This window comes from Leyella stercorea (genome assembly GCF_021531655.1).
In genome coordinates this window covers 175,402-200,925 of the sequence record NZ_JADYUF010000001.1, presented here as the reverse complement: position 1 = coordinate 200,925, position 25,524 = coordinate 175,402, and the positions used below count along the sequence as shown (strand labels likewise).

Sequence of the window (25,524 nt, the reverse complement as noted above, 5' to 3'; positions counted from 1 at the left end):
TTTTTGCTTGTCATTTAGTTTGGTTTTCATTGGGTTGTCTGCCATTGGCTACAATATGATTGGGTTTGACATCTTCGGTCACCCACATATTTGCCCCTATTATACAGCCGTCGCCTATGGTGACGCGTCCCAATATTGTGGCATTGGCGTATATTATTACATCGTTGCCGATGATAGGATGGCGTGGTATTCCCTTTATCGGATTGCCATTGCTGTCAAGCGGGAAGCTCTTGGCTCCAAGCGTTACACCCTGGTATATCTTCACATTGTTGCCGATGACACATGTTGCGCCTATCACTACGCCCGTACCATGGTCGATTGTGAAGTATTTGCCTATAGATGCTTGTGGATGGATGTCGATGCCGGTTTCCGAATGTGCCATTTCTGTCAGCATGCGCGGAATCAGCGGCACGCCCAATATGAAAAGTTCGTGGGCGATACGATAGTTTGCAAGAGCCTTGATGATGGGATAACAAGCTATTACTTCGCCTGTATTGCAGGCCGCGGGGTCGCCATTATATGCAGCTACAACATCTGTGCTCAGTATTTCGCGTATGGTTGGCAAGCGTCTGATCATCTCTGTTGCAACCTCCTTGGCATGTTCTTTAAGACTGTCTGTGGGAATATCCGAATCGGTATCCAGAAAACATAGTCCTGCCAGAATCTGTTCTTTCAGAAGCTGGTACAGACGCTCTATGGAAACACCGATATGAAAGGGAAGCGTGTCGGCATTGACACACGAATTTCCATAATATCCAGGAAACAATATCGCTCTCGACAAGGATACGATTTCCTCAAGAATGGCTCCCGAAGGCAACGGACAATTGTCTTTATGTGAATGAAACATCCCCTTGCAAGAGTCGGGAGACGCAAGACATTCTACCATCGAAGCCAAAAATTGTGTCAAGTTCTTGTTAACCATCAGTTGATTTGAGTATAATTTTTATTATAGAAATTATGGTTACAAAATTAGCAATAAAAATCCACATCGACAGCCATTTTCCCGTTTTTTATTGAGCTCACTCTAAATTTGAAGTAATGAGCCACAATAATCCCCTGCCGAATAGGATATTTTTTCCTCGTGAGAGAATAAAAAAAGGCGTTCGTCCGATATTACGGGTGATAAGACCAGAATGTGACATTTTGTCATTTCGTCATTTTGACTTTCTCCAATATTGTTTGCGGAACGAACATCCTTATCACGAGTTTGGCGCCGGCATCATAATAAGCCTGTATTCCGCTTCCACGCATACCTGTAAAGTCGCCTATGTCACGCATAATCTGGCAACATACGAGATAGTCGAAATCGTCGGTATATGGTGTGAATAGTTTATGGCTGTCTGGTCTTGTGGCGCACTTGTCCAATGTCATGGTCAGTATAGCATAGGAATTGCCATAGGATGAGACGGCACAGCCGGGGGCAACGCCGCCATTTTTACGCTTGATTATGGCAAACATATAATTCATCATCGTCAGAATTTCGTCCGCCGAACCTATGCGATACTGTGTGTGTACGGTCTGATTGATAAGGGCCATGTAGAGCATACGATAGTAGAGGGCAAGTTCGCGCAGGGAGACAATCCCTTCGGCTGTCAATTCGCCGTTGTCGAGCACCTGTCTGATTCTTGACGGATAATACATCGTCTCGTGCTTCAGCGACGACAGGCAGTTGTCTACCACGCTATTTGAAACGTACAAACGGTCGCACTCCATGGTCTGACGGCGCAACTGGTCCCTTACGATTTCCAATTGCACTTGCATTTCTTTCTCGCGATTCAAGTCAGACGACACGCTGTTACGTATGGCTTTCACTACGTCATGCAACTCCTTGGGCCGACGGTCGGCCATGCGTTTCGATAGCTTTGTTTCAGTACTTTCAGGCCACAGCGCGTCAATACGATTTAGTTTCTCCTCTGACGGCATTGTATCGTCGAGCAGCACTCGGTTTATATCAGCAATCTTGCCTATGCAGAGCCGATAATACACACGATGACGGTAATAGAGCAGATAGTAAGCGGGGAATATGCTCACAAACATTACTATGAGCATTATCATAGCCACACTTCGGTTGCTTTCTGCCTGCTGCATAGTTCTCACGTACGTTGCGATTGTATTGTCGGCACTACAATCGCGGAACAGCTGGATGTAAACGGCGTTGTTGTACGAATAAAGGCTCCAGTTGCGCAGAGCCAAAGCAGCCACAGCCGTCTCATTACGAACGTCGAGAATAGTACCGTAATCGGCTTTCACACTATCGCGAAACCATTGCAGTTCGGCTGCGATGGCAGGGTAATCGCCGTTGAGCGTCATCAGTCTGTTTCTTCGGGATGCGTTCGGGATGCGTTCGGGATACAGTTTGTTGAGCAGGCAGATGCAGCTGTCGGCAAATATAATAGTACGCTCATACTGCCCATTGATGTTGCAGTTGTAGGCGCTATCGGCATAAGCTCTGGCTTTGGCTTCCATCGCTGTGACATTAGTCAAATGTCCGGTTGAAGCAGCAATTGTAACGCATTGATACACAAGCATTGCGACAATAGTCAATACACGATGTATGCCTTTGGGCAGACGGAAGAAGAAGCGGCTACCCTTCCCTGCTTCGCTCTCTGCCGAAATAGAGCATACGCTGAATATAGAGCTGGTTTTGCGATACTTGTCGATGATGCCTTTGCAGTTGATTAGTCCGAATCCATGTCCGCCTTCCGCCTTTACGTTGCTTGAGTCCTTTATGATTTTTCGGGTGAACAGACCATCCAACTGTTCCTTTGCCATTCCGCTACCGTTGTCGGCTATTGATATTTCCACATAGTCGTCAGTTTCTTCTGCCGAAACCTTCACCTCGCCGCCTTGTGGAGTGTAGCGACGTGCATTTTCGGCAATGGTATTCACCATGAACAAAGTAAGCACGGGGTCGGCTTTCACTACCGTATCGTTATCCTCGACATGGAGAGTTATTCCATGGCGCTTATAGTCGGATGCGTTTCGTCTGATTACGTCGAATATATCCTTTAGCATGAAACTCTTTATGTTAAGCTGCAGTCCGCCTTGCTTCAGGCGTATCCACTTTGTAAGTTGCTGGTTGCACTCGGCGATAGAGTCGACCAGTTGGCCTGCATAAGCGAGATGTTCGTTGCGTGACTCAGGAGTACATTTGCCTGCCGTCAATACGTCAAACTCACGAGTCAACCGATTGATAAGCGGGATTACGCTCGATGCAATCAATATCTTGGTGCGTTGCTCCACGCTTATCTCGCCATAGTGTTCTTTCTGGCTTTTCTTGACATTCGTCTCGTCTTCTATCTCTTCTATTTCCTCCTGTTTCTCCTCATACTTAGCCTCACACTTCTGCTTCCATTCGTCCAAAGGTGCCAGCAAACGGTCGGTAGACACCATTCTGCGTTGCTTGTGACGCTGGTAACCAAAATACGACAGCAGTCCTATGATGATGGCTATCAGCACCATCACAGCCACAATCATAAAGTCGAGCTGGCGTAACGAGACCGATAACTGCTCGGCTCGTGCCTCAAGCTGGCGGTCCTGTCGGGTGCGTTCCTGAAGGTCAAGATATATGTTGCGATTGTAGTCGCTACGGGGCTTGTCGCCCATGGCCGAGCACACTATCGACATTTGTTCGCGTATGGAGGCCACAAGGTCGGGGGCGGCATTTATTGCCGTGTCCTTCTCCAGAGCGTTGGTTAGACAGGCATAAGCCGAGTTGTAGTCGCCTATATTACGATAGGACATAGAAAGCGTACGCCATGCTCCAGCCGTCTGATACACGTCGCCATAAGCCTCGAAAAGCGACAACGCCCGTTGTGCCAGATTGCCAGACAGCAGACTGTCTGGCATTTGGTCGACATTTATAAAGTCGATTTCCTGCATATTGTCGGCTGTCAAGCGCTGTCGGTCGTCGTCATTCTGCAGATGTTCGCTAATGGCCTGCAAGGAATTGGCCTCCCAGTACTGGTACCGATACTGTCGCGACAACAGATAGCACCTCATAAGATTGTCGAATTCGGCTTGTACCACTCGCTCATGAGTCTTGCCCGAAAGTATTCCCCCAGAGCCAACATTGTAATAATAAGCCAGCAGCTGGGCAGTATCTCTCACCACTTCGCCACCTGCATCTATCGCCATCAAGGCTTCGGTAGACAGGCGCAGCTGCCCCAAGTAATAAAGATAAGCCGAATAGACTATGGCATACTCGCTACGGGCATAGACAAGTCGGGCACGCTGGCGCTCGTCAAGCAACTCTTCGTCCTCGTTCAAACGCTTCAGACAACCTTGTGCATGCTGCAGATAATGATAGAAATTCTTGTTTTCCGACCTGCGCTGGCAAAGGCGCATAAGCTGAACGTCACATACGAGCTGTTCTATCTGATTGTCAGTCTGTTCGGGAATGCTTGTAAGAATCTTGAACGCCTTGGCGTATTTCATACGGGCTATCTCTACAAACGCCAGATTGTTCATCGCCTCTGCACGTCCGTCGCCATAATTATGCGAGTGTTCGAATGCGCGTTTGGCGTACACTTGTGTAGAGTCAAGATTTCTGTAGTGATAGCTGTACGAAATATCGTTCAGCCTGTCTACCTCAGCACGATTGCTTGTGTCGTAGCAAGCCACAGCCAGCAAGACAATTATTGCAAATGGCAATATCATCAGAAGATTATGAATATGTTTGTAGGGTATTATCTGCATCTGTGTTAGTTGTTAAAGAGAAGCGTAAGTTGTTATAAACAAGTGTTCTTGACCATGGTCAGTTAATGCAAATTTAACTATAAAAATCGGAAATGACATTGTCTGAATACATAAAAAATACGGTTTCCAATATGTACGCCACGGAAATTGGGCTTTTTTTATTAATTTTGCACGATAGAACACAATAAAGACATTATTATTATGGATATAAAGAAATCGGAATTTACAATATCAGCAGCTACAGTAAGCCAATGTCCTAAGGACACAAAGCCCGAATTCGCCTTCATCGGCCGTTCCAACGTTGGCAAGTCGAGCCTTATCAATATGCTCTGCAATCACAAGGGACTTGCCAAGACTTCGGCCACCCCAGGCAAGACGCTGCTCATCAATCATTTCGTAATCAACAACGACTGGTATCTTGTAGACCTTCCTGGCTACGGATTTGCCAAGCGCTCGAAGACTGTGCAGAAGAAACTCGACCAAATGATAACGTCGTATATCCTTCAGCGTGAACAGCTTATCAATACATTTGTGCTCATAGACATACGCCACGACCCGATGAAGATTGACACCGATTTCATCAACTGGCTGGGCGAAAGCTCTGTGCCATTTGCCATAATCTTCACCAAGGCCGACAAACTCGGACCGGTCAAGGCCAAGCAGAATGCCGCCAAATGGATGAACTCACTCAAAGAGCAATGGGAAGAACTGCCACCTTATTTCATTACAAGTTCGGAGAAGAAGACCGGACGTGACGAGGTGCTTACTTACATCGAGGATATTCTGAAATCACTTAAGGAGGGAGAATAACTGAAAATGACACCATTACTTGACGTTCAAAATGTATCGAAGGCTTTCGGGGCACATGTGCTGTTCGAGAACATCTCGTTTTCGATAGGCGAAGGCCAGCACGTAGGACTCATAGCCAAGAACGGTACGGGCAAGACTACACTCCTCTCGCTCCTCTCGGGCAAGGAATCGGTTGATTCGGGCAGCATCATATATCGCAAGGATATACGTGTGGGATTTCTTGAGCAGCAGCCCAAGTTCGACCCTGAAGAGTCGGTACTCGACGCTTGCTTCAACCACAACGGCGACCCTGACAAGATACTCAAGGCCAAACAGATACTTACGCAGCTGCGCATTACCGACCTCAATCAGCCTATGGGCCAATTGAGCGGCGGACAGCAGAAGCGCATAGCTCTTGCCAATGTGCTCATAACCGAGCCCGACCTGCTCATACTCGACGAGCCGACCAATCACCTCGACCTTGAGATGATAGAATGGCTCGAAGGCTACCTCTCAAGAGGCAACAAGACGCTGCTGATGGTTACGCACGACCGATACTTCCTCGACCGCGTGTGCAACTTGATTCTCGAACTCGACAACCACACCATATATGCCTATCGCGGCAATTTCCGCTACTATATGGAAAAGCGACAGGAGCGTATTGACACCACACGTGCCGAAATAGAACGTGCCAACAATCTGTATCGACGCGAACTGGAATGGATGCGCCGACAGCCTCAGGCACGTGGACACAAGGCCCGTTATCGCGAGGAGGCTTTCTACGACCTTGAAGCCAAGGCAAAGCAGCGCATGGAAGAACGGCAGATGCGACTCAAGTCGAAGAATGTGTACATCGGCTCCAAGATATTCGAGTGCCAATATGTATCTAAGGCTTTCGACGAGAAGGTCATACTGAAAGACTTCTACTACAACTTCCAGCGCTTCGAGAAGATGGGTATCGTAGGCAACAACGGTACAGGAAAATCCACCTTCATCAAGATGCTGCTCGGCGAGACAGAACCCGACAGCGGACAGTTTGACATAGGCGACACGGTAAGGTTCGGCTATTTCTCGCAGGACGGCATGAAGTTCAACGACCAGCAACGCGTAATAGACGTAATATCTGACATAGCCGAATATGTCGACTATGGTGGAGGCAAGCATATCACGGCAGGACAGTTGCTACAACACTTCCTCTTCACCCCCGAGCAGCAATACGACTATGTGTACAAACTGTCGGGTGGCGAGCGCCGAAAGCTCTATCTGTGTACAGTACTGATGCGCAACCCCAACTTCCTCGTACTCGACGAGCCTACCAACGACCTCGACATACAGACGCTGGAGGTGCTGGAGGAGTATCTGCAGGACTTCCCTGGATGCGTCATCATAGTGTCGCACGACCGATTCTTTATGGACAAGATTGTCGACCACCTGCTCGTATTCCGTGGCAACGGCGAGATAAAGGACTTTCCTGGCAATTATACCCAGTTCCGCGAATGGGAGTCGTTAAAGCCCAAGGCCGAAGCAGCCGACAAGCCTAACGCCACCTCAGAGAAGAAGGAGAAAAGAGAGTTTGTAGGCGAGCAACGACGCAAAAAGACGTATAAGGAGAAGTGCGAATTCGAGTGCCTTGAGAAGGAAATTGCGGCACTTGAACAAGAGCAGAAGGCGATAGAAGAAGAACTTTGCAGCGGAACGTTATCGATAGAACTGCTTACCGAGAAAAGCAAACGCCTGCCTATCGTAAAAGAAAACCTCGAAGAAAAGGAAATGAGGTGGCTCGAATTGTCTGAAATAGACTAATCGATGCGCTTTTTTCAGAATTATTAAAAATAAAAGTGCTTAAAGATTAACGCATATAAATATTTTTGTGTAAGTTTGCAGTTGTTACCAATAACCTAACGAGATTACACATTATATATGATATACGTAACTTTAAATAATACCAAACCTAAAAGAAGGCTCACCTTCTATCTTGCCATGGAAGAATACATTGCCCGACATCTCGAAAAGGGCGAGTATTTCTTCATGTGGCAGGTAGACCCGACGGTTATCTTCGGGCGCAACCAACTCATACAAAACGAGGTGAACATAGACTACTGTCGACAGCACAACATACAGACATATCGTCGGAAAAGCGGAGGAGGCTGCGTATATGCTGATATGACCAACATTATGTTCTCCTACATCACCCCCGACGAGAATGTAAGCCTCACATTCAGCAAATATATAAATATGGTGTCAGAAATGCTACGCAAACTCGGAATACCTGCCGAAACAAGCGGACGCAACGACATAATGATAGATGGACGCAAGGTGTCGGGCAACGCTTTCTATCACATACCCGGACGAAGCATAGTGCATGGCACAATGCTCTACGACACCAATATAGAGAATATGGTAGGCGCAATAACACCTTCGTGCGAGAAACTTGTGTCGAAAGGAATACAAAGCGTGCGCCAACACATCACACTCCTCAAGGACCACATAAGCCTTGACATCGAAGAGTTTAAAGACTTCACACGACGCAACCTATGCAATGGCGAAATCGTACTATATGACGACGCAATAGCCCAGATAGCACACATCGAAGAAGAATATCTCACCCCAGAATTCATCTACGGCAATAACCCAAGTTACAACATAATCCGTAGCGGACGTATAGAGGGCGTTGGCGACTTCGTGATAAGCATGGAGATGAAGAACGACGTGATAAAAGACATCGACATCAAGGGCGACTTCTTCCTGGTGGGCGACATCGGGCAACAGATTATAGCCAAACTGCAAGGTACAGCCTACACAGCAGATGCCATAAGCGCAGCCCTGCCACAGCAGCTTGACAACGTGATACTCAATCTGAAGAAGGACGACTTTGTCAGCCTTATAATGAAAAAAACACCAACTGACGTAAAGAAAAAACAATAAACCTTACAAAAATACTAATCTTTTATGGAAAAGAAAACGTGCCTTTATGACAAACATGTAGCTCTCGGAGCCTTGATGCAGCCCTTTGGCGGCTTCATCATGCCAATCCAGTATTCAAACATCGCCGACGAGCACTACGCTGTGCGCCGGCATTGTGGAGTGTTTGACGTCTCGCACATGGGCGAAGTGACCGTAAAGGGCCCTGATGCCGAACGATACGTCAACCACATCTTTACCAACGACGTGCGCGGAGCCGAACCAGGCAAGATTTTCTACGGAATGATGTGCTATGAAAATGGCGGAACAGTAGACGACCTGCTCGTATACAAGATGGCAGAGAACGACTTCTTCCTCGTTATCAATGCTGCCAACATCGACAAGGACGTAGCATGGATGGAAAGCCATCTGGAGGGATACGACGTAGAGTTCAAAAACTGCTCGGAAGACTACGGACAGCTTGCCGTGCAAGGCCCTGAGGCCGAGCAAGTGGTAGAGGAAGTATTGGGTCTGGCATGCAAGGAACTGATATTCTACACCACCAAGACCATCGACGTGGCTGGCGAGACAATCATCATCAGTCGTACAGGCTACACAGGCGAGGACGGATTTGAAATATACGCTTCGCACGCATACATCAACGAGCAATGGGACAAGCTCCTTGCATCGGGACGTTGCAAGCCTTGCGGACTCGGATGTCGCGACACATTGCGCTTTGAGGTAGGACTCCCGCTCTATGGCGACGAACTCTCTAACGAAATATCACCCGTTATGGCAGGATTAAGCATGTTCTGCAAGCTTGACAAACCCGAATTCATCGGCAAGGAGGCTCTTGTAGAGCAGAAGACCAACGGCGTGAGCAAGCGGGTGATAGGCATCGAACTCAGCGACCGTGCCATTCCACGCCATGGCTACAAAATTCTGCACGAAGGCGAAGAGGTCGGCGAGGTTACTACCGGCTATCACACTATTTCTACCGACAAGTCGGTATGTATGGCACTTGTAGATGCACGCTATGCCAAGCTTGGCACAGAGCTTGAGGTGCAAATCCGCAAAAAGACATTCCCTGGCGTAGTAGTGAAAAAGCGCTTCTACGACAAGCATTACAAGAAATAATAGATAATTAGTGAACTAATAACTTATAAATAACTAACAACTAATAACATTTATGGCAAAAGTAATTGAAGGACTCTACTATTCAGAGTCACACGAATATGTAAAGGTAGAAGGCGAATTCGCATATGTAGGCATCACAGATTATGCCCAGAACGCACTCGGCAACGTCGTGTATGTTGACCTTCCCGAAGTAGACGACGAAGTAGAGGCTGACGAGGATTTCGGCGCAGTAGAGAGCGTAAAGGCTGCAAGCGACCTTATCTCACCTGTATCTGGTACTGTAGTTGAGGTGAACGAAGCTCTCGAAGACAAGCCTGAATTGCTCAATGAAGATCCGTTCGAAAACTGGATTATCAAGGTTCAGCTCTCTGATACAGCCGAGCTCGACAACCTTATGGATGCACAGGGCTACGAGGATTTCTGCAAAGCATAAAGAAGTCTGATTTTAAGGAAACAATAATATAGGAAGTCGGGAATTAGGAGAATAGCTAAGCATTTTTCAATCACAATGTTTCAGCCTCCTGATTCCCTGCTTATGATTTATTGGATTTCCGAATATTCAATTACTAAAATCCCCAATCAAACTATGAACTTCAAGTATTTTCCACATACCGAGGAAGAAATAAAGCAGATGCTTGCAAAGGCGGGAATGGAGTCGCTGGACGATCTCTACTCTGACGTGCCCGAACAGATACGTTTCAAGGGAGAGTATGACTTGCCCGAACCCTTGAGCGAAGCAGGCATACGTACATTCTTCGAGAAAATCGGCAACAAAAACCAGCGTCTCACAGTATTTGCCGGAGCAGGATGCTACGACCATTACACTCCGGCTATAGTGCCCAACATCATCTCACGCTCTGAATTTCTCACGAGCTACACCCCTTATCAGGCAGAAATTTCGCAGGGAACACTCCATTATATCTTCGAATATCAGAGTATGATGGCCGAATTGACCGGTATGGACATCTCCAACGCGTCAATGTACGACGGTTCTACCGCTACTGCCGAAGCTGCAATCATGGCTATGGCTTCGACAAAGAAGACTGATACCGTGCTTGTTTCGACCACAGTAGACCCAAAAATCGTAAATGTTGTGAAAACTTACGCCCATTTCCACGGATTTAACGTAGAAATGATTGCCCAAAACGAGGGTGTTACCGACAAGGCACAGATGAGCGAGCGTCTTGACAAAGGTGGCGTGGCAGGCGTAATCGTACAGCAGCCCAACTATTACGGCATCGTGGAAGACTATGCCGGATATGCCGATTCGTGCCACACCAACAAGGCCCTGTTCGTTATCAACAGCGTAGCTGCCGACCTCGCCCTGCTCAAGACTCCAGGCGAATGGGGAGCCGACATTGCAGTAGGCGACGGACAGTCGCTTGGCATTCCTATGGCATTCGGAGGACCGTCTGTTGGCTATATGTGCTGCACCGAGAAGCTTATGCGCAAGATGCCGGGACGCATCGTAGGACAGAGTCTCGACAACCGCGGACAGCGAGTTTTCGTGCTCACTCTCCAGGCACGCGAACAGCACATACGTCGCCAGAAGGCTACTTCAAACATCTGCTCTAACGAGTCGCTCATGGCCCTGTTTGTCACCATATACATGTCGGTAATGGGCAAGGAAGGGCTCAAGGAGGCTGCACAGCTGTCGTACGACGGAGCACACTATCTGCACGACCAACTGATAGCTACAGGCAAGTTTGAGGACAAATACACACAGGGCTTCTTCAACGAGTTCTGTGTACGCTATAAGGGCAATGTCGACAGCCTGCAGAAACGCTTCATCGAATACGGAATCTTGGGCGGAATAAAGGTTGATGAGGACACACTTATGTTTGCCGTAACAGAGAAACGTACAAAGCAAGAAATTGACAAACTCGTAAATATTGTAAAGGAGGAAACGCTATGAACAACCGTCTTTATGGAAATCTGATTTTTGAATTGTCGCATCCCGGCAGACGCGGTTATTCACTACCAAACAACGAGTTTGGACATTATGAATTGCCTGAAGCAATGCGACGCAACGAAGACGCACAATTGCCTGAGTGCGATGAGCTTACCGTAATTCGTCACTACACCAATCTTAGTGCTAACAACTTCGGTGTCAACAACGGATTCTATCCGCTGGGCAGCTGCACAATGAAGTACAACCCCATCATCAATGAAGAGGTGGCTGCCATGCCTCAGTTTGCCGCATTGCACCCACTCCAGTCCGAACAGACATGCCAGGGAGCATTGCAGGTGTACTACGAGATGCAGAAAAGTCTGGCTGCCATCACCGGACTCTCAGAATTCACTCTGAACCCGTTTGCCGGTGCTCATGGCGAGCTTACCGGACTCATGATCATACGTGCCTACCACCAGAGCCGTGGCGACATGAAGCGAACAAAGGTGATTGTGCCTGACTCGGCTCACGGCACCAACCCTGCTTCGGCTGCTGTATGCGGACTGGAGATTGTTGAGGTGAAATCTACAGCCGATGGCGTTGTAGATACCGAAGACCTGCGCGGTCTGCTTGACGACACCGTAGCTGCAATGATGATGACCAATCCTAATACTCTCGGACTTTTCGAGTGCAAGATACCAGAAATTCAGCAGCTCGTACACGAATGTGGCGGACTGATGTATTACGATGGAGCCAATCTCAATCCGATGCTCGGCGTATGTCGCCCGGGCGATATGGGATTCGACGTGATGCACATAAATCTGCACAAGACTTTCTCGACACCTCATGGAGGTGGCGGACCTGGTTCGGGTCCGGTAGGCGTGCGCAAGGGACTGGAGCAGTTCCTGCCCGTGCCTAAGGTGGCTAAGGATGGTGACACATACAAGATTGTAGGTTGCGACGAGGGCAATATACACGTGGGCGAATTCTTCGGCAACTTTGCCGTAATGATGCGTGCTTATGCCTATATCCTCTCGCTCGGCAAGGAGCACATACGCATGGTAGGACCACTCGCAACTCTCAATGCCAACTATGTCAAGGAGTCGCTCAAGGACGTTTATGCACTACCTATCCCCACCGTTTGCAAACACGAGTTTGTATTTGACGGACTCAAGGACAAGTCGACAGGTGTGACAACTATGGACGTGGCAAAGCGCCTGCTCGACTACGGCTACCACGCTCCCACAATCTATTTCCCGCTGCTCTTCCACGAGGCAATGATGATAGAACCTACCGAGAGCGAAAGCAAGGAAACTATCGACGCATTTATCGAAGTGCTGCGACTTATTGCCGACGAAGCCAAGAACAATCCTGAGGAAGTGAAGACGGCTCCACACAATACTCCTGTAGGACGTGTTGACGACGTTCTGGCAGCCAAGCACCCTATACTCACTTGGAAACAGATGAATCAATAGCATTCGTACACAACAATATATATGATACATTCGGATATAATTATCATAGGCTCTGGACCGGGCGGCTATCGTGCCGCCCATCATGCTGCCCTGCACGGGCTCTCGGTCACAATAATTGAGAAATCGGAGGCTGGCGGCACCTGTCTCAACCGTGGTTGCATACCTACCAAGACGCTCTGTCGCAACGCTGAAATAGTAGATATATTGCGTCATGCAGATACCTTCGGCCTTAATGGCGAAGGCTATGCTCTCAACTTCGGCAGAGTGATGCAACGCAAACTGGAGGTTGTAAACCAACTGCGTAGCGGTGTGGAGACGCTCATGCAGACACCCGGCATAACATTTGTGCGAGGTGCAGCCTCGTTTGCCGATGCTCACACAGTTGTAGTTGGCGACGAGCAATACACAGCCGATAACATAATAATAGCCACTGGCAGCGACTCTAAATGCCCACCCATCGAGGGTACTACACTACCGGGAGTTGTCACCTCTACCGAGCTTCTCGACATCGACCACCTGCCCAAACGCCTATGCATAATAGGTGCAGGAGTCATAGGTATGGAATTCGCTTCTGTGTTCAGCAGTTTTGGCAGCAACGTCACGGTGATAGAATTCCTTAAGGAATGTCTGCCTGTTCTTGACTCTGACATAGCCAAGCGTCTGCGCCAGACCATAGGCAAGCGTGGTGTCGAATTCTACATGCAGTCGGCTGTCAAGTGTATAACTCAAACTGAGGGTGAGGAAGGTGCCAAACAACTGACAGTCAACTTCGAAAAGAAGGGCAAACCTGTCAGCATTGATGCCGACGTAGTGCTCATAGCCACAGGTCGTAAGCCGTGCACGGAGGGTCTAGCTTTGGAGAATGCCGGCATAGAATACTCTCCAAAGGGTATCGTTGTCGATGACAACTTCCAAACCAACGTCAGCGGCGTATACGCTATTGGCGATGTAAACGGACGCTGTTTGCTGGCACATGCTGCCACTTTCCAGGGCCTGCACGTGGTAAATAGCATACTCAACCGCCCCAACGACATTCAGTTCGACATCATGCCTTCTGCCATATTCACCAATCCTGAAGCAGCAAGCGTAGGCTTGAGCGAAGACCAGCTGAAGGCCTCACAGCATCCATACGAGTGTCGTAAGGGCTTCTACCGCTCCAACGGCAAGGCGCTCGCCATGAACGAAACTGACGGAATGATAAAACTGCTCATCGACACAGCCGAAAATCAGCGTATCATAGGATGCCACGCCTTTGGCGCACACTCGGCAGATATGGTTCAGGAGATTTCTGCCTTGATGAACAGCGGCACTACATTGCCACAACTTGCCAATATCATACACATCCACCCCACTCTTTCTGAGATTCTACACGATATGGCTTTGTAATAATAAACTATACAAATATTCAAGTAGGAGGTAAATACTAATTATTGGTATTTACCTCCTACTTGAATATACTTAACCTCAGTACTTACGACAAGTACTGTAGTAATCCTATTAAAGTACTGTAGTAAAACCAACGAAGATACTATAGCATCAATAGAAAGTAAGGAATAAAACGTAACAAAACAAAAACTCGTTGCACACCTACAATAGGAGAATATACAACGAGTTTTTTGTAATTACAAATAAATTTTAGCTTTATCTTTACATTTTCATACGGAACATATGTTTCTATCTATATGTTCTTTATGAATATTGTCTCAATGCAGCCAGCAATTCATTATTCTCCTTCTTCGACCCTACCGTTATACGCAGACAGTTATGGCAAAGCTGCACATTGTTGCGATTGCGCACTACGATGCCACGGTCGATGAGGTAAGTGTAGATGTTGGGAGCATCGCTCACCTTGGCGAGGAAGAAATTGGCATCGGTAGGATAAACCTTCTCGCAGATGGGCAGCTGGCTGAACGCCACTACCATTCGCTCACGCTCCACAACGATTGTACGCACCCACTTCTCTACCTCAAAAGCATCCGAAAGACGCTGCAGGGCAAAATTCTGAGTCAGTTCGTTGACATTGTACGGATACTTCACCTTGTTGAACAGCCCGATAATCTCCTTGCTGGCAAACGCCATACCGAGTCGTATGGCTGCACTTCCCCAAGCCTTGCTCATAGTGTTAAGCACAATCATATTAGGGAATTCGGCCAAACGGGTACGCCAGGCACGAGCCTTGGTGAAATCTGAGTAAGCCTCGTCAATTACAACAATGCCCTCAAAGGCCGTAAGAATCTTTTCTATCTCGATAGAGTTAATGAGATTTCCCGTAGGATTGTTGGGCGAGCAAATCCATATAACTTTTGTGCGGTCGTCGCAGGCAGAAAGCATGGTATCGGCAGAGATCTGAAAATGCTCGTCGAGCAACACTTTGCGATACTCCACATCGTTGACATCGGCACAAACCTTATACATGCCATAGGTAGGTTCTATGGCCACCACGTTGTCGATACCAGGCCGACAGAAGCATCGGTAAACAAGGTCGATAGTCTCATCGCTACCGTTGCCCAAGCACATATTATCGGGCGCAATACCCTTGATGCGTTCCAGTTTCTCCTTCACCTTCATCTGCAAAGGGTCAGGATAACGATTGAAGGGCGAGTTGTAAGGACTCTCGTTGGCATCGAGAAAAACATGGGCATCCCTACCCTTGAATTCATCACGGGCGCAACTGTAAGGTGCCAGACTCCAAATGTTGGGTCTGACAAGTTCGCTAAGAGTTTTCATATTTTTAATGAATAGAGTTCAATTTGGTCATGCGCACACTCATGGCGTTACGATGAGCGTCAAGATGTTCGGCGGCAGCCATCACCTCCACGGCTCTACCTATAGAACTGATGCCCTCGGCTGTGAGGTGCTGGAACGTAACCTTACGCATGAAGCTGTCGAGATTGACGCCATTGTATGCCGTAGCATAGCCGTGTGTGGGCAGGGTGTGATTGGTACCGCTGGCATAATCGCCGGCACTCTCGCAAGCATACTCTCCGAGGAAGACGCTGCCAGCATTCACCACCTTGTCAGCCAAGTGCTCATAGTCGGCAGTTGCAATGATGAGGTGTTCGGGGGCATAAACATTGCTTAGGGTGATGGCCTCATCTGTATCTCGCACAAGCACAGCTTTGCTGTTCTGGAGCGTCTGCACAGCTATTTCGCGGCGTGGAAACTTGGCCAGCTGCATTTCTATCTGCTGCTGCACAGCGACTATTTTCTCCTCAGATGTACTGATAAGCAATACCTGCGAATCGATGCCATGTTCTGCCTGCGAGAGAAGGTCGGCAGCCACAAACTCGGCATTGCTCGCTGCATCGGCAATTACGCATACCTCTGAAGGACCAGCGGGCATATCGATTGCTACCTCATGCAACGACACATGCTGTTTGGCTGCCATGACATACTGGTTGCCTGGGCCAAAAATCTTGTACACCTTTGGCACCGACTGCGTACCGTATGCCATTGCACCAATAGCCTGCACACCGCCTATCTTGAACACCTTGTCTACACCCACCACATTGGCGGCTGCCAGAATCGCAGGGTTCACCTTGCCGTCAGTCATAGGAGGCGTGCAGAGTACAATCTCGCTACAACCGGCTATCTTGGCGGGTGTGGCAAGCATCAACACCGTAGAGAAGAGCGGAGCCGTGCCACCCGGTATGTACAATCCTACGCGCTCTATAGGCAACTGCTTTTGCCAGCACACGACTCCAGGCGATGTCTCCACCTTGCAAGCCGTCATCGACTGAGCCTTATGAAACTTGTAAATATTGTCGTGGGCAAGTTTTATGGCATCAAGCAATTCGCTGTCAATGACAGCCATTGCCTCTGCCTTTTCCTCCTCGTTTACCAGCAGTTCACCCAGCATGGCATGATCGAACTTGGCCTCATACTCTATTGCTGCCTCGTCGCCTCTGAGGCGCACATCGTCGAGAATGCCAGCTACGGCACTATTGAGACTCGAAACGTCCAAGTGCGGACGCTGGCAGATTTCTGCCCATTCCAATCGTTCGGGATATTTATATAGCTTCATATTCAATATACGTCAATTATATACGTCGATTATTTTTTTAGATAGATTCTATCAGTCTGGATTCCTCTAGAGAATCATTTTCTCGATAGGCGTAACAAGTATGCCCTGCGCTCCCAAATCCTTAAGTTTGGCTATAATTGACCAGAAGCGCTTCTCGTCGAGAACGGTATGTACAGAACACCACCCTTCTTCGGCTAGAGGAATTACTGTAGGACTCTTGATGCCAGGCAACACCTTGATTATTTCAGGTACGCTCGCCCTTGGCGCATTCATCATCACATACTTCTTGTCCTGTGCCGAACGTACTGCCGAGAAGCGGAAGAGCATTTCGTTGAGTATCTGATGCTTCTCGTCGTCAAGATTCCAGTTGCCTACAAGCAACGCTTCGCTATGGGTGACGATTTCTACCTCACGCAGATTGTTGCTCACCAGCGTGCTACCAGAACTTACAATGTCGAATATGCCATCGGCAAGACCAATACCTGGGCTAATCTCCACGCTGCCCGTAATTACATGTATATCAGCGTTTATTCCGTTTTGGCGCAAGTATTTACTTAAGATGTTAGGATAAGAAGTTGCTATGCGCTTGCCGTTGAACCATTGAGGTCCAGTGTAGTTCACCTCCTTGGAAATGGCGAGCGACAGACGACACTTGCTGAATCCAAGACGTGACAATATCTGAACATTCTCGCCACGCTCCTGATACTCATTCTCTCCTACTATGCCTATGTCGGCAACGCCCGAAGCTACGCTCTGTGGAATGTCGTCGTCACGCAGAAACAGAACCTCAAGAGGAAAGTTGGATGCTTGTACTAAAAGTGTGCGCTTGCTTGTGCTTACCTTAATATCGGCCTCTGCAAGCAAATTCATGGTATCGTCAAACAGACGACCCTTAGATTGGACTGCAATTCTTAACATACTCTGAAAAATTAGATTTCTTACCTTAAAGTGTCGCAAAAGTAACCTATTTTTAGGTATTATGCAAGAATTATTGTACTTTTGTAAGCAAAATAGACGTATATTCTATGCAATTACAATATTTATACATTATTTTGGTCGCAATATGCATTTGCGGATGCAGCGAGAAAAAGAACAAGGAAATGACCCCTTGGGGCGAACCGATTGATGCCGACACTAATGCCATCAGTACCAATCTCTCTATGGACGACATGATGCAGAACGGCGAACTGATAATGCTGACGATGAGCGGTCCTGACACTTATTTCGAATATCACGGACGTGGCATGGGTACTCAGTTTCTGCTGTGCGAGAAGTTTGCCCAGCACTTAGGCGTATCGCTCAGAGTTGAGGTGTGCAAGAGTACCGATGAAATGCTCAGACGACTTAAGGACGGTGAAGCCGACCTCATCGCCTGCCAGATGCCAAAGGCTACAAAAGGTACTATCCCATGCGGATATGCTGTAGATTCGCTGAAGACTTCGTGGCTGACCGGCAAGGATTCGAAGGAATTGGCAGACTCAATCAATCGCTGGTACACACCCAAACTGATAGCACAAATACAGAACGAAGAGCGACTGCGATACTCCACACAGAGCGTACATCGACACACTTACGCTCCTATGCTCAACGCCAAGTCTGGTATAATATCGCAATACGACCATCTCTTCATCAAGTATTCGCCAATAGCACGATGGGATTGGCGACTGCTCGCAGCGCAATGCTATCAAGAGTCGTGCTTCGACCCAAAGGCTTACTCGTGGGCTGGAGCTTGCGGACTGATGCAGATAATGCCTTCTACTGCAGCCGAGCTTGGATTACCGACATCAAAGATTTACGACCCCGAGGAAAATATCTATGCGTCAACACGTTATATAAATAAATTAAACTCTTGCTTCCAAGATGTAAGAGATCCCTTGGAGCGCCAGTCATTTGTACTCGGCAGCTACAACGGTGGGGCGTTTCATATACGCGACGCAATGGCATTGACAAGGAAATACGGCAAAAACCAATATAAATGGTCTGACGTGGCAGAGTTTGTTCTGAAACTCAGCACTCCACAATATTATAATGACCCAGTGGTGAAACACGGATATATGCGCGGACACGAAACCGTGACGTATGTAGCACGCATTCATGACAGATGGCGCCAGTATCGTGGTGCTGTCAGAGGAAACGGAGCAACTAAATTCTTGCCCGGAATCACACCTGGCGGCGACATTCCACACAAAGCAGCAAGAAAACACAGGTTTAAATTGTAGTATTTGAAGCGCAAAAGAAGGTCTGCCGAATTTAATATCGGATAACCTTTGCCCGATTAACAAAAAAAATGTAATTTTGTAAATCGTTTAAAACAAATTATACAAAAAAATAACATGTCTGAATATTTAAGCACAAGCAAGAAGAAGATTACAGCCCCACTGTTTTTTGATATGAAACGCAACGGCGAGAAGATAAGCTGGCTCACCGCTTACGACTATACTTCAGCATCAATAGTTGACGCTGGCGGAGTAGACGCTATACTTGTAGGCGACTCGGCTTCTAACGTTATGGACGGCAATATGACAACGCTGCCCATCACGGTAGACGAAATGATCTATCACGCACGCTCAGTGGCTCGCGCTGTAAGCCACGCTCTCGTAATATGCGACATGCCTTTCGGCAGCTATCAGGTTTCGGAAGAAGACGGTCTGCGCAACGCTATACGCATAATGAAGGAGACCGGTGTAGATGCCGTTAAGATAGAAGGCGGAGCCGAGATTGCCCCGATGATAAAGCGAATGGTTGATGCAGGAATACCCGTGAGCGGACATCTCGGACTCACACCTCAGAGTGTACATAAATTCGGCGGATACGGACTGCGCGCCAAGGATGAAGCCGAGGCAGAGAAACTGATGTCTGACGCCAAAGCTTTGGACGAAGCCGGATGCTTCTGTATCGTACTTGAGAAGGTCCCGGCTGCACTTGCACAGAAGGTGACCGAAAGCGTAAGCTGTGCCACCATAGGCATAGGTGCAGGCAACAACTGCGACGGACAGGTGCTTGTGTACACCGATATGTTAGGCATGGACCCAAACTTCAAGCCAAAGTTTGTAAGAAAATACGCCGATTTGTACAATGTCATGACTACTGCCATCGCCCAGTACGTCAGCGATGTCAAGTCGACCGACTTCCCTAACGAAACTGAATCATATTAATGGACAATACGTACACGCCGACATACCACAAAATGTGGAATCGCGACTTCTCGCTCCTGATAATAGCCGAGTTGCTGCTATGTGTAGCCTGCTATATGACAATACCATTCTTGCCATGCAGGCTATACTGGAACAACTATGTAGATGCAGAATGGGCATGTCTGACAATGGCGGCTTTTGTCGCTGGCATTGTAATCTCCGGATTCTTCGGCAGCTGGCTCATACAACGCTACCGTCGCAACAAGGTTTTTCTTGTATCGACATTCTGTCTAAGCGCTACAATACTCGCTATGTCTACATTTGACGTATCTGTCAACAAACGGATTGACACCACGCAGATAGCATGGCTGATGGCGGCGTGCATTTGGGGAGGCTTTGTGTTTGGTCACGCCAAACGCGTTCTCTCGTGTACATTATTGATAGATAAGACAGAGTCGTGCCACCGCACCGAAGCTAATTATGCAGCTATATGGATATCGCGTCTGGCTGTGGCGGCAGGCCCTATAGCTGCCATACTTATACGCCAAGAGACGCAAGGTACAGTATATTACGCCATCGGAGCCGCTACAGCCCTTGTGGCGGCAATATTGGTAATGATGGTGAAATTTCCATTCCGTGCCCCTGAAGAAGGTACTCACATTATTTCAATCGACCGCTTCTTCCTGCCACAAGGCTGGAACGTTGCTATTGTCATAACACTTATGGGTGCATCACTCGGAATAGTGATGGCCACACATATGAACATCGAATTTCTTTCGTCAATTGCCGTAGGATTCGTAATAGCTATAATACTGCTAAAATATAAGGCTGTACGCACTGGCAAATTTACGTCTGCCGTGGGCAATGCCTGCATTCTCGTGGCTATAGGAGCAATGGCAATACATAACGGAATGCTCGATGACACGCTAAAACCAATGGTATTGGGCTTGGGATACGGAATGACTTGCTCCGAACAGCTATACAAGCTGCTCGACCACAGCAGCCACTGCCAGCGAAGCACCGTAGAAAGTACATACTTCATGGCAAGCGACGGAGGACTGTTTGTAGGTATAGCCATAGGATGGGCTGGCGAGTATGGACTGGGAAGCCAAGCCGCTTACGGTGCTCATCTGGCACTCATGCTGTTTGTTGTGGCCACTTTGATGTGCTGTGTCAACGCCATTGTCAAAAAAGGTCATAAGGACTATCATGCATAATACTAAGCGCCAAACTACAGACGGCGCACTAAAACACATAATAAAAAAGGAGGATATATTATGATTATCAATTTCAAGGAGATTGAAGCCAAGCACGTTGATGGCTTCAAAGGTGGTAAAGGCGACTTCGTAACCAAGCTTGCTGACGACGGAAAGGTGAAGATTATGCTCAATACGCTGCCGGCAGGAAGTTCAATAGGCATACATACACACAACGGCAACTGCGAGGTGATGTACATATTAAAAGGTGAAATAACTTTTATATACGACGATAAGGAAGAGACGGCATATGCAGGCGACGTACACTACTGTCCATGCAACCACACACACACAGCCGAAAACCGTACCAACGAAGACGCAGAGTTCTTTGCTATTGTACCCGAAACGAAGTAGATGCCAACCTGGTACAAACAAGGATAAATCGCAGAAGATGGCTAAATCCAATGAAATAGATATGCTTCACGGACCGCTGTTCCTGAAGATTCTGATGTTCTCACTACCGCTTGCCGCAAGCAGCGTGCTGCAGCAAATCTTCAACTCGGTGGACGTGGCTGTAGTCGGACACTTTGCCAGCAAGCAGGCACTGGCTGCCGTAGGAAGTAACGGTCCGGTAATAAGCCTGCTTATCAATCTTTTTCTTGGCGTGTCTATGGGAGCCAATGTGATTATATCCAACCACATCGGTCAAAACGATACCGACAGCATACAGAAATCAATAAGGACTATTGAGATGGTGTCAGTTGTGAGCGGACTCATACTAATGGTCATTGGAATAGCTGCAGCAAAGCCCATTTTGACACTTATGGGTACTCCTGACGACGTACTTCCAATGGCCATCAAATACCTGCAGATTTATTTTCTTAGTATCCCTTTCTTTCTCGTTTTCAACTTCGGAGCAGCAATACTACGCAGTATGGGCGACACACGACGTCCCTTATATATTCTTGTTGTAGCGGGAGTTGCCAACGCCATACTCAACCTTTTCTTTGTCATTGTACTGAAAATGGGGGTTGAAGGAGTGGCCATAGCTACTGGTATTGCCAATGCAATAAGCGCTATGCTCATTATACATCTGCTGCAAAACGAAAAGGAACCATATAGAATACATATTAGAGACGCTAAGATATATTGGAGCGAACTGAAGAGGATGCTTATCATTGGCATACCAGCCGGACTGCAAGGCATGGTGTTCTCCATATCAAATGTTCTGCTTCAGTCGGCAATAAACAGTCACGGTGCCGATGCAATAGCTGGCTCGGCAGCAGCGTTGAACTTTGAATACTACTGCTATTTTGTGATATGCGCATTCAATGGTGCCGCAATAACATTCATCGGACAGAATTATGGAGCAGGAAATACAGAGCGCGTAAAACGCATATTCTGGATATGTATGGGCATGAGCATTGTGTGTTGCGGGGGGTTGAACGGTCTGTTCACCTGGCAGCACAAATTCTTCCTGTCATTCTTCTCAAGCGATCCTACAGTACAGGCTTATGGCAAAATACGTATGGAGACGGTGCTCGCATTCCAGTTCATAGCCTGCAGCTATGAAATATCAGCCTCTGCCCTGCGAGGTATGGGCAAGTCGATGCAGCCGACAATACTGACTGTTTTCGGCACCTGTCTGCTGCGCATTATATGGGTGTACGCAGTATGTCCCGTATGGACTGGTTTCGGCACAATAATGCTTGTCTATCCCGTATCATGGATAGCTACCGGAATGATGGTGAGCATAGCGTTTTATCTTACGGCAAGAAAACATATGTCGACACGTACAGCCTAAAATCACCCTCCAACAACTACCCTATTTAGTTAATGATATGAAAACAAATGAGTTCGGACTATGAATAAAGCGTCTGAACTCAAAAAAAAGTAGGCAATATATTTTCATATCACACGAAAAACTCGTATCTTTGCACGTCCTTAGAGTAAAGTAAAGGGCTAATTTTATACGTAAAATATAAAAACATATACATTCAAATGACTAAAGCAGATATCATTAACAAAATTGCCGAAAGCACAGGATTACAAAAGAAGGACGTTTCGGTTGTCGTAGAAAGTTTCATGGAGAATATCAAGGACAGCTTGTTGTCAAACAAGGAAAATGTTTACCTGCGTGGATTTGGAAGTTTTATCATTAAGCATCGCGCTGCCAAAACAGCTCGCAATATCTTGAAAAAGACTACAATGAAAATAGGAGCACACGACCAGCCGAGCTTCAAGCCTGCAAAGTGCTTTGTAGAGGAGATGAAGAACGCAACAATGGAATAAGAGAAAACATAAAAAACATTATTCAGTAATATATTAACAATAAAAAATTAAAGTTATGCCAAACGGAAAGAAAAAAAAGGGACACAAGATGGCTACTCACAAGCGTAAAAAAAGATTACGTAAGAACAGACATAAGAGCAAGTAAGCAAGCCTGCCCATAAAGGGTAAGTTCCAAAAAACAATGGGGGCGCGTCAATCACAATGCATACGCAGTGGCTTTGGCGCGCCCCCAATCTTTTAAAGTAAAGTCACCTAAATAATAAACTAAAAGAGAAATGACTAGCGAAGTTGTAATTGACGTTCAACAGAAAGAGATTTCCATAGCCCTGCTTGAAGACAAGCGACTTGTGGAATATCAGACAGAACCACGCTCTGCCTCTTTCTCTGTTGGCAACATCTATATTGCAAAAGTAAAGAAACTTATGCCCGGATTGAACGCCAGTTTCGTGGACGTAGGTTACGAACGTGACGCTTTTCTCCATTATCTTGATTTAGGCAATCAATTCAACTCTTACGAGAAGTATCTCAAGCAAGTACAGAGCGACCGCAAGAAACTCTATCCTTTCGCTAAAGCCACTCGCCTACCCGACCTTAAGAAAGAAGGAAGCGTGCAAAACACATTGAAGGTTGGCGAGGAAGTACTGGTGCAAATCGTAAAAGAACCGATTTCTACCAAAGGTCCACGACTTACTGGCGAACTAAGTTTCGCAGGACGCTATCTCGTACTTATGCCTTTCGGCGACAAGGTTTCTGTATCATCAAAAATCAAAAGCGGCGAAGAACGCGCACGACTGAAACAACTCATCAACAGCATCAAACCAAAGAATTGCGGAGTAATTGTACGCACTGTTGCTGAGGGAAAACGTGTCGCTGAACTTGACGCAGAAATGAAGATTCTCACCAAGCGATGGGAAGACGCACTCATAAAAGTGCAGAAAACACAGAAGCGCCCACAACTGATATTCGAAGAGACAGGACGTGCCGTAGCAATGCTACGCGACTTATTCAACCCCACATACGAAAACATATACGTCAATGACGAGGATGTTTTTCATGAAGTAAAACACTATGTATCACTCATCGCCCCAGAGAAAGCAGGCATAGTGAAATTATATACTGGTACGGTTCCTATCTTCGACAATTTTAATGTTACCAAACAGATTAAGTCAAGCTTTGGTAAAACCGTTAATTATAAGCATGGTGCGTATCTGATTATAGAACATACAGAAGCCCTTCACGTAGTCGACGTAAACAGCGGCAACCGATCACACTCGGACAACGGACAAGAAGCCAATGCCCTTGATGTTAACCTTGGCGCTGCCGACGAATTGGCAAGACAGTTACGATTGCGCGACATGGGAGGTATCATTGTTGTCGACTTCATCGACATGAACCTTGCGGAAGACCGTCAACTTCTCTACGAACGCATGTGCAAGAACATGCAGAAGGACAGAGCCCGACACAACATTCTGCCATTAAGCAAGTTCGGCTTAATGCAGATTACACGCCAGCGTGTACGTCCGGCAATGGACGTAAATGTTGAGGAGGTATGCCCTACATGCTTCGGCAAGGGAAAGATAAAGCCGAGCATTATCTTTACAGATCAGCTTGAGAGTAAGATTGACAGACTTGTCAAGAAGATTGGAGTTAAGACTTTCTACCTGCACGTTCATCCCTATGTAGCGGCTTACATCAACAAAGGCGTATGGTCGCTCAAGAGAAAATGGCAGTTGAAATATGGTCTTGGCGTTCATATCGTTCCTTCACAGAAACTGGCTTTCCTGCAGTACGAATTCTACGACAGCAAGCGACAGTTCATTGATATGAAGGAAGAGATTGAAACCAAATAATTCCATCATCATTAATACCAAATACAATAAAGCCCTGGCTCTATTACGAGAACCAGGGCTTTATTGTTATGGTCATTCATGTTTTGTTTCTTAATTATGTATTACAATAAGCTTGATGCACGCTTCCAGTACCGTTT

General features: G+C 47.2%; 20 protein-coding genes. 15 read left to right on the top strand and 5 right to left on the bottom strand.

Features of this window, described 5'->3' with window-relative positions; genetic code table 11:
* Positions 1–10 precede the first annotated feature (10 nt).
* Both I6E49_RS00815 and I6E49_RS00810 read right to left on the bottom strand, forming a co-directional pair.
* Positions 11–922: a serine O-acetyltransferase gene (locus tag I6E49_RS00815; protein WP_235399828.1), complete on the bottom strand. Its 912-nt coding sequence runs from the start codon at positions 920–922 to the stop codon at positions 11–13.
* A 224-nt stretch (positions 923–1,146) separates the two neighbouring features.
* Positions 1,147–4,698, bottom strand: coding sequence for a sensor histidine kinase (locus tag I6E49_RS00810; protein WP_235399829.1), 3,552 nt, complete (start codon positions 4,696–4,698; stop codon positions 1,147–1,149).
* 201 nt (positions 4,699–4,899) lie between these two features.
* Here I6E49_RS00810 and yihA point away from each other — a divergent pair, with 201 nt between their 5' ends.
* The 8 genes from yihA to lpdA all read left to right on the top strand — a co-directional run bounded on the left by yihA (position 4,900) and on the right by lpdA (position 14,277).
* Positions 4,900–5,508 (top strand): ribosome biogenesis GTP-binding protein YihA/YsxC, encoded by a 609-nt coding sequence (gene yihA, locus I6E49_RS00805; protein WP_235399830.1) that lies wholly within the window; start codon positions 4,900–4,902, stop codon positions 5,506–5,508.
* 6 nt (positions 5,509–5,514) lie between these two features.
* Positions 5,515–7,290 carry an ABC-F family ATP-binding cassette domain-containing protein gene (locus I6E49_RS00800; protein WP_235399831.1) on the top strand — a complete coding sequence of 592 codons (1,776 nt, stop codon included), beginning with the start codon at positions 5,515–5,517 and terminating at the stop codon, positions 7,288–7,290.
* A gap of 117 nt (positions 7,291–7,407) precedes the next feature.
* Positions 7,408–8,412: a lipoate--protein ligase gene (locus I6E49_RS00795; RefSeq protein WP_235399832.1), complete on the top strand. Its 1,005-nt coding sequence runs from the start codon at positions 7,408–7,410 to the stop codon at positions 8,410–8,412.
* A gap of 24 nt (positions 8,413–8,436) precedes the next feature.
* On the top strand, positions 8,437–9,525 hold the full coding sequence (gene gcvT, locus I6E49_RS00790) for a glycine cleavage system aminomethyltransferase GcvT (protein ID WP_235399833.1): 1,089 nt from the start codon (positions 8,437–8,439) through the stop codon (positions 9,523–9,525).
* A 52-nt stretch (positions 9,526–9,577) separates the two neighbouring features.
* Positions 9,578–9,958, top strand: a complete 381-nt coding sequence (gene gcvH / locus I6E49_RS00785; RefSeq protein ID WP_235399834.1) for a glycine cleavage system protein GcvH — start codon at positions 9,578–9,580, stop codon at positions 9,956–9,958.
* Positions 9,959–10,111: 153 nt separating this feature from the next.
* Positions 10,112–11,440, top strand: a complete 1,329-nt coding sequence (gene gcvPA, locus I6E49_RS00780) for an aminomethyl-transferring glycine dehydrogenase subunit GcvPA (protein ID WP_235399835.1) — start codon at positions 10,112–10,114, stop codon at positions 11,438–11,440.
* The gene (gene gcvPB, locus I6E49_RS00775) at positions 11,437–12,891 is read left to right on the top strand and encodes an aminomethyl-transferring glycine dehydrogenase subunit GcvPB (RefSeq protein ID WP_235399836.1); all 1,455 of its coding nucleotides are present in this window, start codon (positions 11,437–11,439) and stop codon (positions 12,889–12,891) included. The genes gcvPA and gcvPB overlap by 4 nt, the downstream gene beginning before the upstream one ends.
* A 21-nt stretch (positions 12,892–12,912) precedes the next feature.
* Positions 12,913–14,277, top strand: a complete 1,365-nt coding sequence (lpdA, locus tag I6E49_RS00770) for a dihydrolipoyl dehydrogenase (RefSeq protein WP_235399837.1) — start codon at positions 12,913–12,915, stop codon at positions 14,275–14,277.
* Between the two features lie 303 nt (positions 14,278–14,580).
* Here lpdA and hisC read toward each other — a convergent pair whose 3' ends face one another.
* From hisC to hisG, 3 genes are all read right to left on the bottom strand, one after another.
* Positions 14,581–15,618, bottom strand: a complete 1,038-nt coding sequence (gene hisC, locus I6E49_RS00765) for a histidinol-phosphate transaminase (protein ID WP_235399838.1) — start codon at positions 15,616–15,618, stop codon at positions 14,581–14,583.
* 4 nt (positions 15,619–15,622) lie between these two features.
* The gene (gene hisD / locus I6E49_RS00760; protein ID WP_235399839.1) at positions 15,623–16,915 is read right to left on the bottom strand and encodes a histidinol dehydrogenase; all 1,293 of its coding nucleotides are present in this window, start codon (positions 16,913–16,915) and stop codon (positions 15,623–15,625) included.
* 66 nt (positions 16,916–16,981) lie between these two features.
* Positions 16,982–17,833, bottom strand: coding sequence for an ATP phosphoribosyltransferase (gene hisG, locus I6E49_RS00755; RefSeq protein ID WP_235399840.1), 852 nt, complete (start codon positions 17,831–17,833; stop codon positions 16,982–16,984).
* Positions 17,834–17,940: 107 nt separating this feature from the next.
* On the opposite strand from hisG, the gene I6E49_RS00750 reads away from it, so the two are divergent.
* The 7 genes from I6E49_RS00750 to I6E49_RS00720 all read left to right on the top strand — a co-directional run bounded on the left by I6E49_RS00750 (position 17,941) and on the right by I6E49_RS00720 (position 25,387).
* Complete coding sequence (locus I6E49_RS00750; protein ID WP_235399841.1) at positions 17,941–19,134, top strand: transglycosylase SLT domain-containing protein; 1,194 nt, start codon at positions 17,941–17,943, stop codon at positions 19,132–19,134.
* A 114-nt stretch (positions 19,135–19,248) separates the two neighbouring features.
* A complete protein-coding gene (gene panB / locus I6E49_RS00745; RefSeq protein ID WP_235399842.1) occupies positions 19,249–20,070 on the top strand; it encodes a 3-methyl-2-oxobutanoate hydroxymethyltransferase in 822 nt (273 codons plus the stop codon).
* Positions 20,070–21,266, top strand: a complete 1,197-nt coding sequence (locus I6E49_RS00740) for an MFS transporter (RefSeq protein WP_235399843.1) — start codon at positions 20,070–20,072, stop codon at positions 21,264–21,266. The genes panB and I6E49_RS00740 overlap by 1 nt, the downstream gene beginning before the upstream one ends.
* A 60-nt stretch (positions 21,267–21,326) precedes the next feature.
* Entirely contained in the window at positions 21,327–21,659 is a 333-nt protein-coding gene (locus I6E49_RS00735; RefSeq protein WP_235399844.1) for a cupin domain-containing protein, read from the top strand.
* Between the two features lie 37 nt (positions 21,660–21,696).
* Positions 21,697–23,049 (top strand): MATE family efflux transporter, encoded by a 1,353-nt coding sequence (locus I6E49_RS00730; protein WP_235399845.1) that lies wholly within the window; start codon positions 21,697–21,699, stop codon positions 23,047–23,049.
* Positions 23,050–23,246: 197 nt separating this feature from the next.
* Positions 23,247–23,537 (top strand): HU family DNA-binding protein, encoded by a 291-nt coding sequence (locus I6E49_RS00725; protein ID WP_235399846.1) that lies wholly within the window; start codon positions 23,247–23,249, stop codon positions 23,535–23,537.
* Positions 23,538–23,812: 275 nt separating this feature from the next.
* Positions 23,813–25,387 carry an Rne/Rng family ribonuclease gene (locus tag I6E49_RS00720; RefSeq protein ID WP_235399847.1) on the top strand — a complete coding sequence of 525 codons (1,575 nt, stop codon included), beginning with the start codon at positions 23,813–23,815 and terminating at the stop codon, positions 25,385–25,387.
* The last annotated feature ends 137 nt before the right edge of the window (positions 25,388–25,524 follow it).

Bases quoted from the DNA above. Each gene is read 5' to 3' on its own strand.
- I6E49_RS00730 (WP_235399845.1), top strand. From the start codon at position 21,697: ATGGCTAAATCCAATGAAATAGATATGCTTCACGGACCGCTGTTCCTG.
- gcvT (WP_235399833.1), top strand. From the start codon at position 8,437: ATGGAAAAGAAAACGTGCCTTTATGACAAACATGTAGCTCTCGGAGCC.
- hisG (WP_235399840.1), bottom strand. From the start codon at position 17,833: ATGTTAAGAATTGCAGTCCAATCTAAGGGTCGTCTGTTTGACGATACC.
- I6E49_RS00815 (WP_235399828.1), bottom strand. From the start codon at position 922: ATGGTTAACAAGAACTTGACACAATTTTTGGCTTCGATGGTAGAATGT.
- hisC (WP_235399838.1), bottom strand. From the start codon at position 15,618: ATGAAAACTCTTAGCGAACTTGTCAGACCCAACATTTGGAGTCTGGCA.
- lpdA (WP_235399837.1), top strand. From the start codon at position 12,913: ATGATACATTCGGATATAATTATCATAGGCTCTGGACCGGGCGGCTAT.
- yihA (WP_235399830.1), top strand. From the start codon at position 4,900: ATGGATATAAAGAAATCGGAATTTACAATATCAGCAGCTACAGTAAGC.
- gcvPA (WP_235399835.1), top strand. From the start codon at position 10,112: ATGAACTTCAAGTATTTTCCACATACCGAGGAAGAAATAAAGCAGATG.
- I6E49_RS00735 (WP_235399844.1), top strand. From the start codon at position 21,327: ATGATTATCAATTTCAAGGAGATTGAAGCCAAGCACGTTGATGGCTTC.
- I6E49_RS00800 (WP_235399831.1), top strand. From the start codon at position 5,515: ATGACACCATTACTTGACGTTCAAAATGTATCGAAGGCTTTCGGGGCA.
- I6E49_RS00725 (WP_235399846.1), top strand. From the start codon at position 23,247: ATGACTAAAGCAGATATCATTAACAAAATTGCCGAAAGCACAGGATTA.
- I6E49_RS00750 (WP_235399841.1), top strand. From the start codon at position 17,941: ATGCAATTACAATATTTATACATTATTTTGGTCGCAATATGCATTTGC.
- I6E49_RS00795 (WP_235399832.1), top strand. From the start codon at position 7,408: ATGATATACGTAACTTTAAATAATACCAAACCTAAAAGAAGGCTCACC.
- I6E49_RS00810 (WP_235399829.1), bottom strand. From the start codon at position 4,698: ATGCAGATAATACCCTACAAACATATTCATAATCTTCTGATGATATTG.
- panB (WP_235399842.1), top strand. From the start codon at position 19,249: ATGTCTGAATATTTAAGCACAAGCAAGAAGAAGATTACAGCCCCACTG.
- hisD (WP_235399839.1), bottom strand. From the start codon at position 16,915: ATGAAGCTATATAAATATCCCGAACGATTGGAATGGGCAGAAATCTGC.
- gcvPB (WP_235399836.1), top strand. From the start codon at position 11,437: ATGAACAACCGTCTTTATGGAAATCTGATTTTTGAATTGTCGCATCCC.
- gcvH (WP_235399834.1), top strand. From the start codon at position 9,578: ATGGCAAAAGTAATTGAAGGACTCTACTATTCAGAGTCACACGAATAT.
- I6E49_RS00740 (WP_235399843.1), top strand. From the start codon at position 20,070: ATGGACAATACGTACACGCCGACATACCACAAAATGTGGAATCGCGAC.
- I6E49_RS00720 (WP_235399847.1), top strand. From the start codon at position 23,813: ATGACTAGCGAAGTTGTAATTGACGTTCAACAGAAAGAGATTTCCATA.